Below are 14,783 nucleotides of genomic sequence, written 5' to 3'. Positions count from 1 at the left end.
GGGGTTAAAACCGCCCCCCCCCCCCCCCCTAAAAAAACCCCCCCCCCCCGGGGGCCGCCCCCCCGGGGGGGCCGCCCCCCGGCCCACGCCCGCAGCGTGCGGGCTACTTCTTGCGCCGCCGGCCGCCCGACGCCTTCTGGGCCTTGCGGCGCTCCGCGCGCGTCAGGCCGTCGCCGCCGCCGTTGGCGTCTTCGAAGTCGCCCTCGACCACGCCGCCCTCGCCGTCCACCGTCGGGGCGGAGAAGTGCAGGCGGTCCGGGCGCTGCGGGGTCTCCAGGCCCTTCGCGCGGATCTCCGGGCGCGCCGACGGCACCGGCTCCTTCGTCAGCGACGGGGCCGCCTCGGCCTGCACCGGGAGCTCCTCGACCTGCTGCTCGACCTGGACCTCCAGGTTGAACAGGTAGCCGACGGACTCCTCCTTGATGCCCTCCATCATGGCGTTGAACATGTCGAAGCCCTCGCGCTGGTACTCGACCAGCGGGTCCTTCTGGGCCATCGCGCGCAGGCCGATGCCCTCCTGGAGGTAGTCCATCTCGTAGAGGTGCTCGCGCCACTTGCGGTCGAGCACCGACAGGACCACGCGGCGCTCCAGCTCGCGCATGACATCGGCGCCCAGGGCCGCCTCGCGCGCCCCGTACTGCTCGTGGATGTCGTCCTTCACCGACTCGGCGATGAACTCGGCGGTGATGCCCGCGCGGTCGCCGGCGGCCTCCTCCAGCTCTTCCACCGTGACCTTGATCGGGTAGAGCTGCTTGAAGGCGCCCCACAGCCGGTCCAGGTCCCACTCCTCGGCGAAGCCCTCGACGGTCTCGGCGGCGATGTACGCGTCGATCGTGTCGTCCATGAAGAAGCGCACCTGCTCGTGCAGGTCCTCGCCCTCCAGGACGCGGCGGCGCTCGCCGTAGATGACCTCGCGCTGGCTGTTGAGGACCTCGTCGTACTTCAGGACGTTCTTGCGCGTCTCGAAGTTCTGGGTCTCGACCTGCGACTGGGCCGACGCGATCGCGCGCGTCACCATCTTGTTCTCGATCGGGACGTCGTCCGGCACGTTCGCCATGGCCATGACCCGCTCGACCATCTGCGCCTTGAACAGGCGCATCAGGTCGTCGCCCAGCGACAGGTAGAAGCGGGACTCGCCCGGGTCGCCCTGGCGGCCGGAGCGGCCGCGCAGCTGGTTGTCGATACGGCGCGACTCGTGCCGCTCGGTGCCCAGCACGTACAGGCCGCCGAGCTCCTTGACCTCCTCGAACTCCGCCTTCACCGCCGCCTCGGCCCTGGCGAGCGCGTCGGGCAGGGCGTGCGCCCACTCCTCGATGTGCTCCTCCGGGTCGAGGCCGCGCTGGCGCAGCTCCGCCTCGGCGAGGTCGTCCGGGTTGCCGCCGAGCTTGATGTCGGTACCGCGGCCGGCCATGTTCGTGGCGACGGTGACGGCGCCGCGGCGGCCGGCCTGGGCGACGATCGCGGCCTCGCGCTCGTGCTGCTTGGCGTTGAGCACCTCGTGCGGGATGCCGCGCTTGGACAGCTGCTGGGAGAGGTACTCGGACTTCTCGACCGACGTCGTACCGACGAGGATCGGCTGGCCCTTCTCGTGCTTCTCCGCGATGTCGTCGACGACGGCGGCGAACTTGGCGACCTCGGTGCGGTAGATGAGGTCGGGCTGGTCCTTGCGCTGCATCGCCCGGTTCGTCGGGATCGGGACGACGCCGAGCTTGTAGATCTGGTGGAACTCGGCGGCCTCGGTCATGGCCGTACCGGTCATACCGGACAGCTTGGTGTAGAGGCGGAAGAAGTTCTGCAGGGTGATCGTGGCGAGGGTCTGGTTCTCGTCCTTGATGTCCACCCCTTCCTTCGCCTCGATCGCCTGGTGCATGCCCTCGTTGTAGCGGCGGCCGGCGAGGATACGGCCGGTGTGCTCGTCGACGATCATGACCTCGCCGTCGATGACGACGTAGTCCTTGTCCTTCTTGAACAGTTCCTTCGCCTTGATGGCGTTGTTCAGGTAGCCGACGAGCGGGGTGTTCACCGACTCGTAGAGGTTGTCGATGCCGAGCCAGTCCTCGACCTTGGCGACACCGGCCTCGTGGATGCCGACGGTGCGCTTCTTCTCGTCGACCTCGTAGTCGCCGGTCTCCTCGATGCCCTTGAGCGGGTTGCCGGCCTCGCCCTTGGTCAGGCGGGTGACCAGCTTGGCGAAGTCCGCGTACCACTTGGTGGCCTGGTCGGCCGGGCCGGAGATGATCAGCGGGGTGCGGGCCTCGTCGACGAGGATGGAGTCGACCTCGTCGACCACGGCGAAGTTGTGGCCGCGCTGGACCAGCTCGTCCTGCGACCAGGCCATGTTGTCGCGCAGGTAGTCGAAGCCGAACTCGTTGTTCGTGCCGTACGTGATGTCGCAGGCGTACTGCTCGCGGCGCTGGGCCGGCGACATGTTGGCCAGGATGCAGCCGACCTCCAGGCCGAGGAACTTGTGCACCCGGCCCATCAGCTCGGAGTCGCGCTCGGCGAGGTAGTCGTTGACCGTGATCAGGTGGACGCCCAGGCCCGACAGGGCGTTCAGGTACGCGGGGAGCGTGCCGACGAGGGTCTTGCCCTCACCGGTCTTCATCTCGGCGACGTACCCGAGGTGCAGCGCGGCGCCGCCCATGATCTGCACGTCGTAGTGGCGCTGGCCCAGGACGCGCTTGGCGGCCTCGCGGACGGTCGCGAAGGCCTCGGGCAGCAGGTCGTCGAGGCTCTCGCCGTCCTGGTAGCGCTGCTTGTACTCGTCCGTGAGGGCCCGCAACTCGGCGTCGGAGAGGTTGACGAAGTCCTCTTCGATGGAGTTGACCTGGTCCGCGATGCGGTGCAGTTTGCGCAGGATCTTGCCTTCGCCTGCACGCATGAGCTTGGTGAGGACGGACACTGAGGCTGGTCTCCTTGCCGGTCGGGCCTGGGCACTTTACGTAGCCGGGCACGGCAGGTGGGCCCCACCGCAACGGCCATCGTAAGCGAGGACGCGGTCGCGTCGGGAGGTCCGCCGTGTCCGCGGGGCACGGGCGCCCGGAATGAGAACGTACGGGGGACCCGTTGGGTGCCGGTGCGCCGCAAAACCCCTCGCCCGGGTTACCCGGAACGGCCACAATCCGTGCATGGAGCCCCTCACCCTGACCACCGGCCGGCTCGTCCTCAGCCCCTTCACCCCCGCCGACACCGACGCGGTGCACGCCGCCTGCCAGGACCCCGCCATCCAGCGCTGGCTGCCGCTGCCCCACCCCTACCGGCGCGAGGACGCAGAGACCTTCACCGGGCGGATCGGCCCCGCCGGCTGGCGGGAGGACACCGAGTACACGTTCGCGGTGCGCCTCGCGGACGGCGGCCACCTCGCCGGCGCGATCAGCGCCCGCGTCCGCCGCCCGGGCGTGTACGAGGTCGGCTACTGGGCCGCCCGCGAGCACCGGGGCCGGGGCCTGGTCACCGAGGCCCTCGGCGCCGTGGCCCGCTGGGCCTTCCGCGAGCTGGGCTGCGTCCGGATGGAATGGCGGGCGGAGGTCGGCAACACCGCCTCCCGCGCGGTCGCCGAGAAGGCGGGATTCCGCTACGAGGGCACCGAGCGCGCCGGCCTCGACCACAACGGCACCCTGCGCGACGGCTGGGTCGCCGCCCTGCTCCCCGCCGACCTCGGGCTGCCCTGCCCCCGGCCGTACCTGCCGGCGGCCGGCGGCCGCGCGGACGGCGGCGACAACGGGGACGGCGTCGCCGGCGGCCGCCTCGGCGACGGCGACGGCGTTGTCAGTGGCCGCGTCTAGGGTGCGGTCATGACGACCGCGACCGCGCCCCAGCCGACCGTCTCCCTGTCCGCGGACGAGGCCCGCCGCATCGCCCTGCGCGCGCAGGGCTTCCTCGGCGCCCCCGACCGGAAGGGCGGTGTGCGCGGGGTGCTGCGCCACCTGGGCGCCGTACAGCTGGACACCATCTCGGTCCTGGCCCGCTCGCACGAGCTGATCCCGTACGCGCGGCTCGGCGCGGTCGGCCGGGAGGCCGTGGAGAAGGCCTACTGGTCCGACAGCCACGCCTTCGAGTACTGGTCGCACGCGGCGTGCATCCTGCCCATCGAGGAGTGGCCGCACTTCTCCTTCCGCCGCCGCGCCCGGCGGGCCCGCGGCCACCGCTGGCACGTCCTCCAGGACAAGGAGCGCTCCACGCGGGGCGTCCTGGACCGGCTGCGCGCCGACGGCCCGCTGACCTCCTCCGAGCTCGGCGGCGCCAAGAACGGCGGCGAATGGTTCGAGTGGTCCGAGACCAAGATCGCCGTGGAGTGGCTGCTGGACACCGGCGAGGTCGTCTGCACCGAGCGGCGCGGCTGGAAGCGGGTCTACGACCTCGCCGAGCGGGCCGTCCCCGACGCCCTGTTCCACGACGACCTGGACGACCGCGAGTGCCTGCGCCGCCTGGTCGCGCTGGCCGGACGGTCCCTGGGGGTCGGCACCCGCGCCGACATCGCCGACTACCACCGCCTCAAGGGGGAGCAGTTCGACGCGGTGGTCGCGGACTCGGGGCTGGTGCCGGTCGAGGTGGAGGGCTGGAACAAGCCGGCCTGGGCGCACCCCGACGCGCTGGCGTCCGTACCGCGCGGCCGCCACCGCACCACCCTGCTGTCCCCGTTCGACTCGCTCGTCTGGGACCGCCCCCGCACCGAGCGGATCTTCGGCTTCACGCACCGCCTGGAGGCGTACGTCCCCAAGCCGAAGCGGATACACGGGTACTTCGCGATGCCGCTGCTGGCCGGCGGCCGGCTCCGGGGCCGCGTCGACCCGGCCCGCGAGGGGCGCACGCTCGTGGCCCGGCAGCTCTCCCTCACCACCCCCGGGGCGGCCGGCGCCATGGCGCTCGCGCTGCGTGAGGCGGCGGAGTGGGTGGGCTGCGACGCGGTCCGCGTGGAGCGGGCCCGGGACGCCGCCGAGGCGGCCGCCGTCACCGCCGAGCTGACCCGCCTGGCCTGAGCCCGGCCCCCGCCCGCCGCCGCCCCGCGCATCCCGCGGAGCACCCGGCGGGATGCCTCAGCGGATCTCCAGGATCTTCTCGCGCATCGCGTACACGACGGCTTCCATCCGCGAGTGCAGCTGGAGCTTCTCCAGGATGTTGCGGACGTGGTTCTTGACCGTGTTCTCGGAGATGAACAGCTGCTTGGCGATGTCCCGGTTGTTCATCCCGGTCGCCACCAGCTTGAGGACCTCCAGCTCCCGGTCGGTCAGCCGGGGGGCCGGGACCAGCCGGCGCTCGTCGGTGCGCTGGATCATCGACTTGAACTCGGTCAGCAGCTTCGACGCCATCGACGGGCTGATCTGCGACTGCCCGTCCGCGACGGCGCGGATCGCGGTGGCGACCTCGTCCGTGGAGATCTCCTTGAGCAGGTAGCCCGTCGCGCCCGCCTTGATCGCGTCGTAGAGGTCGGCCTCCTCGTCGCTGATCGTCAGCATGATGATCTTCGCGGAGGGGGCGACCTCCTTGATCGAGGTACAGGCCTCGATCCCGCCGCGCCGCGGCATGCGCACGTCCATCAGCACGATGTCCGGAAGCAGGTCGGCGGCCTTGTCCACGGCCTCCGCGCCGTCCCCGGCCTCACCGACGACCTGGATGTCCTCCTCCTGCGCGAGGACGATCTCCAGCCCGCGCCGGAAGAGGGCGTGGTCGTCGACCACGAGCACCCGGATGGGTTCCCCGGCGGCGGCGTCCACCGCCTCCGCGGGATCCACCACGTCCGCCGCACGACAGCCGGCTCCGTCGTCACCGCGCACCGGCCCGAAGCTGTCCGCCATCGTTCCTCCCCCTGCATGTACCGAGCTGCTGGGCCAATCCGGCGGGGGCGGCCGCCGGCTGACTGCCCGCCATGATTCCATGCCCGCACCGTTCGACGGGGGTCTGGCGGAATCCCTTTGGCTCATACGAGTCATACAGGTGCCCCTGCGGAAACGCCGTGGCTTCCGCAGGGGCAACGGATCGATGATCAGCCTCCGAGCGCCCCGCCGGCACCGCCGACGGCCGCTTCCTCCGAGCTGGACGCGCCGTCGGGGTCCACGTGGATGACGCCGTAGTCGTAGGCGTGACGCCGGTAGACGACGCTCGGCATCTTCGTCTCGGAGTCGACGAACAGATAGAAGTCGTGGCCGACCAGTTCCATTTCGTACAGCGCCTGGTCGAGCGACATCGGGCGGGCCGGGTGGGTCTTCTCGCGGACGATCAGCGGGCCTTCGCCCTGCACTTCGAGGGATCCGATCCGGGTGGTCGGAATTCCGCCCTCGGTCTCCTCACCGACCGGCTGGCCGCTGCCGTTGAGAGTCGCGACGCCCGGCACGCGGTCGGCGACCTCGGCCGCCGAGAGCCGTCCGGTGCCACGGCGGGTGAAACGCTTGTCGTGCTGCTTGCGCAGCCGGGCCTCCAACTTGTCCTGAGCCAGGTCGAGTGCCGCGTACGGGTCGCCGGCGGCGGCCTCGGCACGGATCACCGGGCCCCGCGAATGAAGGGTGATCTCCACGCGGTCGGAACGGTCGGCCTGGCGCGGGTTGTGCTCCTTGGACACCTCGACGTCCAAGCTGATCACCTTGGCGTCGAGCTTCTGGATCCGCTCCGGATTCAGCTTCTCGGCCACGTGCTTGCGGAACCGCTCGGGCACCTCGGTCTTGCGGCCCTTGACGACGATGTCCACGCAGAACTCCGTTCCCGGAGACCTTCACCTCCAGCGGCGAAGCGTCTCCCTTTCGCACCAGGCTCCGGTGAGCACCGGAGCCTCGGACTTGGCGACTTTCACCTCCTCCTCCCCCATCGGCAAGATCTACATCCCACCGACTTCGGAGTAGAGAGACACCCTCTGCCACGAAGATTCCAAAACGGGCGGACTGGCGCTCCGATACCCGGGGGCCCAAGGATCGCCAGTTCCTCACAACCGAACATATCTCTCAATGCCGGTTGTCGGCACCCGCTACCGGAACCTACCTCCGTCCAAGGGGGTGATCCCTCTTACTACCTGCAACGATGCGCATTCCCCAGCAGTTCCAAATCTATTCACAAGACTTTTGCTCTGTACGAGTTGTCCACCGGCGCTCTAGCATCGGGCCCGGGCGAACGATCCGGACGGCGCCGCCACCACGGCCGCCGCGTCCGCCCCCAGCCCCGCCGCGCGCAGCGCCCGGGCCGCCTCCGCGAGGGTGGCTCCGGTCGTGATCAAGTCGTCCACCAGTACGATCCGGGCCCCGGCCGCCAGCCGCACCCCGCCAGGGCGCACCTCCAGGGCCCCGGCCAGGTTCTCCCGCCGCTGCCGGGCCCCCAGCCCGGCCTGGTCGGCCACCGGCCGCCGCAGCCGCAGTACGGGCGCCACGCGCGCGGGGGCACCGGCCCCGCGCAGCCGCCGGGACGCGGCCAGCGCGATCCTGCGCGCCGGGTCGTGCCCGCGCGCCCGTACCGTGCGCCGTGCGGAGGGCATCGGGACCAGCGCCAGCTCCCCCGCCCCGCCCCTCCCCCCTGCCTCCCCCGCGCCCGCGCGTGCCGCCGCCACCGCCGCCGCGAGGGCGGCGCCGAGCGGGCCCGCCAGCGGCAGGGCCCCCCGCTCCTTGTGGGCCAGTACGACCGCGCGTACGGGCCCCTCGTACCGGGCCGCCGCGTACACGGGCGGCAGCCCCGCCGGGCCCGCGCCCCTCAGCTGCGGGCGCACCGGCCCCGCGCCCGCGCCGCCCAGGGCCCCGCGGCAGGCCCCGCACAGCAGCGAGCGCGCGGCTCCGCAGCCCGCGCAGTCGGCGGGCAGGACCAGCCCGGCCAGCTCCTGCCACCAACCCCGCATGGATCCACCCTGCCCGGCGTGCGGACACGGCGCGACCCCTGTGGAAAACCCAGGAACCGCGACCGCGCCCCCGCGCACTCAGCCCGGGTACACCGGTGCCCGGCCGCCCGCCGCGGCCGTGCGCCACTGCGCGCCCGGCGGCAGCCACACGATGCCGTCCTCGCTGGAGGAGGCCACCACCGGCTTCGCCTCGTCCTCGGAGGCGGCGATCGCGGTCAGCCCGGTCGCGCCGGGCAGGCTCGCCGCGACCATCGACCCGTCGGCCAGCATGTAGCGGGCCTGGTCGACCCCGCCGCTCTCCCGGCCCACCACCAGCAGCCGGCCCCGCGGGGCCCAGCTCATCGCCGTCACCTCCGCCATCTGCGGAGCGGCCGGCCGCAGCTCGCGCACCGATACCTTCGCGGGGTCGCCCTTGTCCTCGGGCCGCTCGATCCGCCCGATGTAGAGGTTCTTGCGCCCGCCGTCCCGCTCGACGAGCAGCGCGATGCGCACCCCGTCCGAGGAGGTCTTCAGCCCGCTGATCCTCGCCCCGTCCAGTCCGGCGACGTCCACCTTCTGCGGGGTACCGGTCCCGCCGGGCACCCGCCACAGGCCCTGGCCCTGCGGGTCCTGGTCGGCGATCCACAGGTCGCCCCGCGCGTCCCAGCTGGGCGCGGTGAGCTTGCCGGCCTTGCTGGTCAGCAGCGGCTGCGGCATCTGTCCGGCGGTGGTCAGCGTGACGACGTACAGCCCGTGCCCGTCCTCGGAGACGACCGCGGCCCGCTTCTCGTCGTACGTCACGGCGGCCGAGCCCACCTTGAACCCGGAGACGGTGCCCAGCGGCCCGGGGGCTGGCTCCGGCTTGTCCTGCTGCTGCTCGTCGGCGCCCGCGTTGAGGACCATCCGCACGAGCCGGTAGTCCTTGTCCACGTAGTACTGGTGCTGCGGCGCCGACGGCCGGTTGGCGAGGACCGCCGCGCCCGAGGCGGTCACCCAGCACAGCGAGGACTTGCCGTCGGAGCGCAGCAGTTCGACCCGGTCCAGCCGGGAGGCCGTCAGGTCCCGCACGGTGTAGAGGAGTTGGGTGGCCATCTTCTGGCACTGCGGCTGCGCGACGTTCTCCGCGACCGTGTTGAGCGGGACGCGCAGGGTGTTCTGGCCGTCGTACGCCAGGGACTTGGTGCCCTCGCGCAGTTCGGCACCGGTCGGGAAGGCGGTGGAGGCGACGGGGCCGAGCCACTTGGAGGGGCCGGCCAGCAGCGACTGCACGGTGAGGGTGGTCGGGTCCATCCGCGAGTCGGGGTCGCTGCGCTGGCGCACGTACACCGGGTCGGCGACGAGCGTGTTGCCCGCGAAGTAGTACTTGTTGACGGGCTTGTAGATGCGCTGGAAGTCGGACTCACTGAGCACGAGGCTGCTGGGCGGGGTGGCGATCCGCCACTGCTTGTTGACCTGGACCAGCTGGAGGTACTCCTCGTAGCGGCCGCCGCCGGTCTCCGGCTGGTAGGCGCTGCGCTCGTCGACGGTGGCGAGCTTCTTGCCGGTGACCTTCCAGCGGGGCCCGTCGGGGTCCTTCTCGCCCTGGACGGGGACGCGGTCGAGGCCGGCGGAGAGCACCGTGACGGCCGAGGACGGCTTCCAGTTCTTGGCGGCGTCCTCGGTGAGGTACTTGCGGGCGGTGGTCAGCTGCGGGTCGTCGCTGGTCATGGCCTCCAGGAAGCCGTCGACGATCTCGGCCGGGCTGGCCTTGTCGGACGGCGGCACGCCGAAGACCCGCACCTGCGAGTCGACCCCCTGGGAGGCCTCCACCCGGCGGATCTCGCCGCGGTCGGGCATGGAGGCGCAGCCGGCCACGAGCAGCCCGACGGCGCCGAGGGCCAGGAGCGAACGGGCACCCCTCAGCGGCGACTGCGGCGACGGCCCAGCCGGCCCGAGCGGTACGTCCTCCGGCGCGCGGCGCTCAGCGTCCTCCACCGGTTCCATCCTCCTGTGCTGGGCCCTGGTCGGCGGGCCGGGCCACGACGCGGGCGCCGTTGCCGGGCAGCGCGGTCGGGTCGGCGGGCACCGGCAGGGCGGTGGTGACCGCCGGCCGGGGCGGTATCGGGTCGCGGTCGGCGCGCTCGGCCCGCCCGTCGGGGTGCGTACCGGGCCCGCCGGCGGCCTGGGTGCGCCCGGCGGCCTCGGCGGCGGCCCTGGCCCGGTTGGCCCGGGAGTCCTCGGGCTCCAGCGGGATCGGCGATCCGCGCAGCGGCTCGTCGGCGGTACGGGGCAGGGTGAGGCGGAACTGGGAGCCCCCGCCGGGCTCGCCCCAGGCCTGGAGCCAGCCGCCGTGCAGCCGGGCGTCCTCGACGGCGATGGACAGGCCCAGGCCGGTGCCGCCGGTGGTGCGCGCCCGGGCGGGGTCGGCCCGCCAGAAGCGGTTGAAGACGCGGGTGGCCTCGCCGGGCTTGAGCCCGACGCCGTAGTCGCGGACGGCGACGGCGACGGCCCCGCCGGCCGAGGCGAGGCGGACCACGACGTCGCGGCCCTCTCCGTGCTCGACGGCGTTGACGACGAGGTTGCGCAGCACCCGCTCGACGCGCCGGGGGTCGGCCTCGGCGATGACGGGCTGGGTGTCGCCGAGGACCCGGATCCGGGTGCCCTTGTGCTCGGCGATCGGCTCGGCCCCGTCGATGACGCGGCGTACGACGTCCCGCAGGTCGATGGGCTCGGCCTGCAGGTCGGCGGCTCCGGCGTCGAAGCGGCTGATCTCCAGCAGGTCGGCCAGGAGCGACTCGAACCGGTCGAGCTGTCCGGCGAGCAGCTCGGCGGAGCGTGCCGTCACCGGGTCGAAGTCGACGCGGGCGTCGTGGATGACGTCGGCGGCCATGCGTACGGTCGTCAGCGGGGTGCGCAGCTCGTGCGAGACGTCGGAGACGAACCGCCGCTGCATCCGGGACAGGTCCTCCAGCTGCTGGATCTTGTTCTGGAGGTTCTGGGCCATCTTGTTGAAGGCCTCGCCGAGGCGTGCGATGTCGTCCTCGCCGGTGACCTTCATCCGCTCCTGGAGCCGTCCGGCGGAGAGCCGCTCGGCGATCCCGGCGGCCATCCGGACGGGCGTCACGACCTGCCGTACCACGAGCCAGGCGATCGCACCGAGCAGGACGACCACGAACACGCCCGCAGTGGCGATGGTGACCTTGATGAGGTTGAGGGACTCCTCCTCCTGGGTGAGCGGGAAGAGGTAGTACAGGTCGTACGGGTCGCCGTTGATGTCGGTGAGCCGCTTGCCGACGACGAGGGCGGGCTCCGGCTGCTTGCCGGTGCCGGCGGTGTACCGGATCTGCCAGAAGGTCTTGAAGGTGCCCGTGGCGTGGTTGACGGCCTTGCGCAGCTCCAGCGGGACGCTCGCGGTCGGGTCGACGTTGCCGGAGGCGCGGGCGCCCTTGACGCCCTGGCTGGTGGGGGCCTGCTCGCCGGTGCCGGCGCCGAGCGCGGCCACCTCGAAGGCGGTCTGGCCGCCGCTGGCGAGCTGCTTGACGAGCGAGTTCATCCAGGTGCTGGCGTCGCGGCCGACCTTGTTGTCGGCGGCGTCGGCCCCGTCCGAGGCGGAGGGGGTGTTGGCCTTCTCCTGTGCGACCGCGAACCCTCCGGCGGCCTGGCTCTGCGCGGCCTCCTCCTTGGCGTCGAGGAGGCCCTTGCTGACCTGGGCGATGACGACGAAGCCGAGCGCGAGGACCACGGCGAGCGACATCAGGAGGGTCGCGGCGACCACCCGGAGCTGGATGTTGCGCCGCCATATCCGGACAGCCGGAAGCAGCGGCCGGCGCACGAGTCGTACGCACAGCCGCAGCAGCGGGCCGCCGGGGGCTCCGTCAGCCATCTGACGGAGCTGCCGGCCGCCCCGCAGGGCTCCCCGGCGGGAGCCGCTCCGGGCCTTGCCGGGCTGCACGTCAGCTGGGTCCGGCCTTGTAGCCGACACCGCGCACCGTCACGACGATCTCGGGGCGCTCGGGGTCCTTCTCGACCTTGGAGCGCAGTCGCTGCACATGCACGTTGACCAGGCGGGTGTCCGCCGCGTGCCGGTAGCCCCAGACCTGCTCCAGCAGGACCTCGCGGGTGAAGACCTGCCAGGGCTTGCGGGCGAGGGCGACCAGCAGGTCGAACTCCAGCGGGGTCAGGGCGATGGAGGCGCCGTCGCGCTTGACCGAGTGCCCGGCCACGTCGATGACCAGGTCACCGATGGCCAGCTGCTCGGGCGCGGGCTCCTCCGAACGGCGCAGACGCGCCCGGATGCGGGCAACCAGCTCCTTCGGCTTGAACGGCTTGACGATGTAGTCGTCGGCCCCGGACTCCAGGCCGACGACGACGTCCACCGTGTCGCTCTTGGCGGTGAGCATGACAATAGGCACGCCCGATTCGGCGCGGATCAGCCTGCACACCTCTATGCCGTCCCGGCCGGGCAGCATGAGGTCGAGCAGCACCAGGTCCGGCTTGGCCTCCCTGAAGGCAGCCAGTGCCTTGTCACCGTCCGCTACGAACGACGGCTCAAAACCTTCTCCACGCAGCACAATGCCGAGCATCTCGGCCAGCGCGGTGTCGTCGTCGACGACGAGGACGCGTCCCTTCATGGTTGACATCATCCCATTAGCTAATCGTTACCCGGCGGTGAGCTGTCCCACAGCCAAAAGGGCTGGAAATCGCCCCTCGGACCTGCGTGGTGATCAGGACGACCAGTCTGCCCCGGATCCGCGCGACAATTGAAGGGACGAGCGGACCGGGATCCGAAGGGGGAGGGCCGGTCGTTCCCGGGCTTCCCCATGGCACGATGACAGCCGACCAGCGCGCCCGCCACGGCAGGTGCACGTGAAGGAGCGACGATGAACGACTCTCCGGGCTGGGCCGCGCCCGGATCCCCGTCCGACGGCCAGGGCCCCGACGCCGCTCAGCAGCCGCCCGCGGAGGGCTCCGGCTCCGCCGGGACCAAGTGGTCCGCCGCGCAGCCGCCGCCCGGCAGCTGGTCCAGCCCCACGGCCGGCCAGACCCCGCCGCCGCAGCAGCAGGGCACCGGCTGGGGCCCGTACCCCTCCCAGCCCGGACAGCAGCCCCCCGCGGCCCCCTACGCCTACGGGCACCCCGGCGGCGGCTGGGGCGGCCCGCCGCCCGCCGCCAAGCCCGGCGTGATCCCGCTGCGCCCCCTGGGCCTCGGCGAGATACTGGACGGCGCCGTCGGCACCCTGCGCGGCCACTGGCGCTCCGTGCTCTCCATCAGCCTCGTCGTCGCCGCCCTGTCCGAGATCGCGCTGCTCGTCGTCCAGCGCTTCACCATGGACGACCTCCCGCTCCCCTCCTCCGAGCCCGCCAGCCCCGACGAGGCCATCCGCGCCCTGGGTGACGCCGGGGCCCTCTACGGCGCCCAGTACTACCTGGAACTCCTCGGGCTGATCCTGGTCACCGCCCTGCTGGCCCCCGCCGTCAGCCGCGCCGTCCTCGGCCAGACCTCCACCCCCGGCAGCACCCTGAAGGCCGTACGCCCGCTGGCCCCGCGCATGCTCGGCCTCACCGGCCTGCTCCTCCTGGGCGCCCTGGCCGCCGGCCTGCTCCCGGCCCTGCCCGGCATCCTCCTCGGCAGCGCCGCCCTGACCGCCCTCGGCGTCCCCGTCGGGCTCGTGCTGCTGGCCTGGTTCTACGTGACCTTCGCGCTGGCCCCGCCCGCCCTGATGCTGGAACGCGGCACGCCCACAGCCGCCCTCAGGCGCTCCGCCAAGCTGGTCAAGGGCTCCTGGTGGCGCATCTGCGGCATCAGCCTGCTGACCTGGATCATGCGGACCATCACCTCCACCGTGATCGTCATGCCCTTCGCCGCCGTGGCCGTGGCCCTGTCCCCCGGCGGCCTGAGCGGGTTCCTCGACGGCTCCGCCACCCGCGACTGGACCGTCCTGATCATCACCGGCATCGGCGCCGTCGTCGCCGCCACGGTCACCGTCCCGATGCAGACGGGCGTCACCACCCTCCTCTACATCGACCAGCGCATCCGCCGCGAGGCCCTCGACCTGGAGCTCGCCCGCGCCGCCGGCGTCGACGGCTACGGCAGCACCGGCACCGCGGCCCCCTCCGGAGGCTGACGCGCCGCATGAGCACGGGGGGACTCATCACCATCACGGCAGGCGACACACCGCCGCTGACCACGGGACGCGAAGCCGCCCGCGAGGCGGCCGAACGCGAGCTGGCCAAGCCCATCTACCACCAGGACGAGCCCGGGCTCTTCCAGCGCGCCCTGGACCGCTTCTGGGAGTGGGTGGGCGAGCTCTTCGACCGCGCCGCCGGCGCCACCCCCGGCGGCGGGCTCGGCCTGCTCGCCATCGCCCTGGTCGTCGTCCTCGCCCTCGCCGCCCTGTGGTGGCGCCTGGGCACCCCCCGCCGCACCGCCCACAGCTCGGGCACCCTCTTCGACGAGGGCCCGCGCAGCGCCGCCGACCACCGCGCCGCCGCCGACGCCCACGCCGCCGCCGGCCGCTGGAACGAAGCCGTCCGGGACCGTATGCGGGCCCTCGTCCGCTCCCTGGAGGAACGCACCCTCCTCGACCCCCGCCCCGGCCGCACCGCCGACGAGGCCGCCGCCGAGGCCGCGCGCTCCCTCCCCGCCCACGCCGACGCCCTGCGCGCCGCCGCCCGTACCTTCGACGACGTCACCTACGGCGGCCGCACCGCCGACCCCGCCGCCTACGCCGCCCTGCGCACCCTCGACCTCACCCTGGACCGCACAAAGCCGGCCCTCCCGGAGCCCCGATGACCGGCCACCCCACACCCCCCGGCCCCACCCCCGGCCCCGACAACGGCCCCGGCCAGGCTCCCGCCGCGCCCACGCAGCACCCGGCCCCGCCGCACCCGACCGCCGCCCAGCCCACCACCGGCAGCCCCCGCCCGGCCCCCGCCAAGAACGGCACCGGGCCCACCGCAGGCACCCCGGCCACCGGCCCCGCCGGCGCGGCCGCCCCGGCCGGCGCCGAGCGGG

11 protein-coding genes and 1 pseudogene are annotated in these 14,783 nt (G+C 72.9%); 5 read left to right on the top strand and 7 right to left on the bottom strand.

Going from position 1 to position 14,783, the window contains the following annotated elements:
• Window positions 1-103: 103 nt before the first annotated feature.
• Window positions 104-2,902, bottom strand: a complete 2,799-nt coding sequence (gene secA, locus AB0F18_RS34525) for a preprotein translocase subunit SecA (RefSeq protein ID WP_362067924.1) — start codon at window positions 2,900-2,902, stop codon at window positions 104-106.
• Between the two features lie 226 nt (window positions 2,903-3,128).
• Here secA and AB0F18_RS34520 point away from each other — a divergent pair, with 226 nt between their 5' ends.
• Complete coding sequence (locus tag AB0F18_RS34520; RefSeq protein ID WP_362067921.1) at window positions 3,129-3,785, top strand: GNAT family N-acetyltransferase; 657 nt, start codon at window positions 3,129-3,131, stop codon at window positions 3,783-3,785.
• Between the two features lie 9 nt (window positions 3,786-3,794).
• Complete coding sequence (locus tag AB0F18_RS34515; protein ID WP_362067918.1) at window positions 3,795-4,979, top strand: crosslink repair DNA glycosylase YcaQ family protein; 1,185 nt, start codon at window positions 3,795-3,797, stop codon at window positions 4,977-4,979.
• Between the two features lie 57 nt (window positions 4,980-5,036).
• On the opposite strand, the gene AB0F18_RS34510 is transcribed toward AB0F18_RS34515, so the two are convergent.
• The 6 genes from AB0F18_RS34510 to mtrA all read right to left on the bottom strand — a co-directional run bounded on the left by AB0F18_RS34510 (window position 5,037) and on the right by mtrA (window position 12,411).
• Window positions 5,037-5,795 carry a response regulator transcription factor gene (locus AB0F18_RS34510; RefSeq protein WP_362067915.1) on the bottom strand — a complete coding sequence of 253 codons (759 nt, stop codon included), beginning with the start codon at window positions 5,793-5,795 and terminating at the stop codon, window positions 5,037-5,039.
• Between the two features lie 188 nt (window positions 5,796-5,983).
• A complete protein-coding gene (raiA, locus tag AB0F18_RS34505) occupies window positions 5,984-6,682 on the bottom strand; it encodes a ribosome-associated translation inhibitor RaiA (RefSeq protein ID WP_362067912.1) in 699 nt (232 codons plus the stop codon).
• A 396-nt stretch (window positions 6,683-7,078) separates the two neighbouring features.
• On the bottom strand, window positions 7,079-7,810 hold the full coding sequence (locus AB0F18_RS34500) for a phosphoribosyltransferase family protein (protein WP_362067909.1): 732 nt from the start codon (window positions 7,808-7,810) through the stop codon (window positions 7,079-7,081).
• Between the two features lie 78 nt (window positions 7,811-7,888).
• Window positions 7,889-9,763, bottom strand: a complete 1,875-nt coding sequence (locus AB0F18_RS34495; RefSeq protein ID WP_362067906.1) for an LpqB family beta-propeller domain-containing protein — start codon at window positions 9,761-9,763, stop codon at window positions 7,889-7,891.
• On the bottom strand, window positions 9,750-11,651 hold the full coding sequence (mtrB, locus tag AB0F18_RS34490; protein ID WP_362067903.1) for an MtrAB system histidine kinase MtrB: 1,902 nt from the start codon (window positions 11,649-11,651) through the stop codon (window positions 9,750-9,752). Before mtrB ends, AB0F18_RS34495 begins: the two co-directional genes overlap by 14 nt.
• A gap of 70 nt (window positions 11,652-11,721) precedes the next feature.
• Window positions 11,722-12,411: a two-component system response regulator MtrA gene (gene mtrA / locus AB0F18_RS34485; RefSeq protein WP_189747360.1), complete on the bottom strand. Its 690-nt coding sequence runs from the start codon at window positions 12,409-12,411 to the stop codon at window positions 11,722-11,724.
• A gap of 237 nt (window positions 12,412-12,648) precedes the next feature.
• On the opposite strand from mtrA, the gene AB0F18_RS34480 reads away from it, so the two are divergent.
• The 3 genes and pseudogenes from AB0F18_RS34480 to AB0F18_RS34470 form a co-directional block, all read left to right on the top strand.
• Complete coding sequence (locus tag AB0F18_RS34480) at window positions 12,649-13,893, top strand: hypothetical protein (RefSeq protein WP_362067900.1); 1,245 nt, start codon at window positions 12,649-12,651, stop codon at window positions 13,891-13,893.
• 8 nt (window positions 13,894-13,901) lie between these two features.
• Window positions 13,902-14,561, top strand: coding sequence for a DUF4129 domain-containing protein (locus tag AB0F18_RS34475; protein ID WP_362067897.1), 660 nt, complete (start codon window positions 13,902-13,904; stop codon window positions 14,559-14,561).
• Window positions 14,558-14,783 (top strand): annotated as a pseudogene (locus AB0F18_RS34470) (hypothetical protein); the annotation flags it as partial. The gene AB0F18_RS34475 and the pseudogene AB0F18_RS34470, both read left to right, overlap by 4 nt.

It is taken from the genome of Streptomyces sp. NPDC029216 (assembly GCF_040648015.1).
GTDB lineage: Bacteria > Actinomycetota > Actinomycetes > Streptomycetales > Streptomycetaceae > Streptomyces.
Note: the sequence above shows the minus strand (reverse complement) of the source record. Positions and strands in the feature narration are given on the sequence as shown.

Coding starts and splice junctions, on each gene's coding strand:
- AB0F18_RS34520 (WP_362067921.1), top strand. CDS start 3,129: ATGGAGCCCCTCACCCTGACCACCGGCCGGCTCGTCCTCAGCCCCTTC.
- AB0F18_RS34515 (WP_362067918.1), top strand. CDS start 3,795: ATGACGACCGCGACCGCGCCCCAGCCGACCGTCTCCCTGTCCGCGGAC.
- AB0F18_RS34510 (WP_362067915.1), bottom strand. CDS start 5,795: ATGGCGGACAGCTTCGGGCCGGTGCGCGGTGACGACGGAGCCGGCTGT.
- AB0F18_RS34500 (WP_362067909.1), bottom strand. CDS start 7,810: ATGCGGGGTTGGTGGCAGGAGCTGGCCGGGCTGGTCCTGCCCGCCGAC.
- mtrB (WP_362067903.1), bottom strand. CDS start 11,651: ATGGCTGACGGAGCCCCCGGCGGCCCGCTGCTGCGGCTGTGCGTACGA.
- mtrA (WP_189747360.1), bottom strand. CDS start 12,411: ATGATGTCAACCATGAAGGGACGCGTCCTCGTCGTCGACGACGACACC.
- AB0F18_RS34480 (WP_362067900.1), top strand. CDS start 12,649: ATGAACGACTCTCCGGGCTGGGCCGCGCCCGGATCCCCGTCCGACGGC.
- AB0F18_RS34475 (WP_362067897.1), top strand. CDS start 13,902: ATGAGCACGGGGGGACTCATCACCATCACGGCAGGCGACACACCGCCG.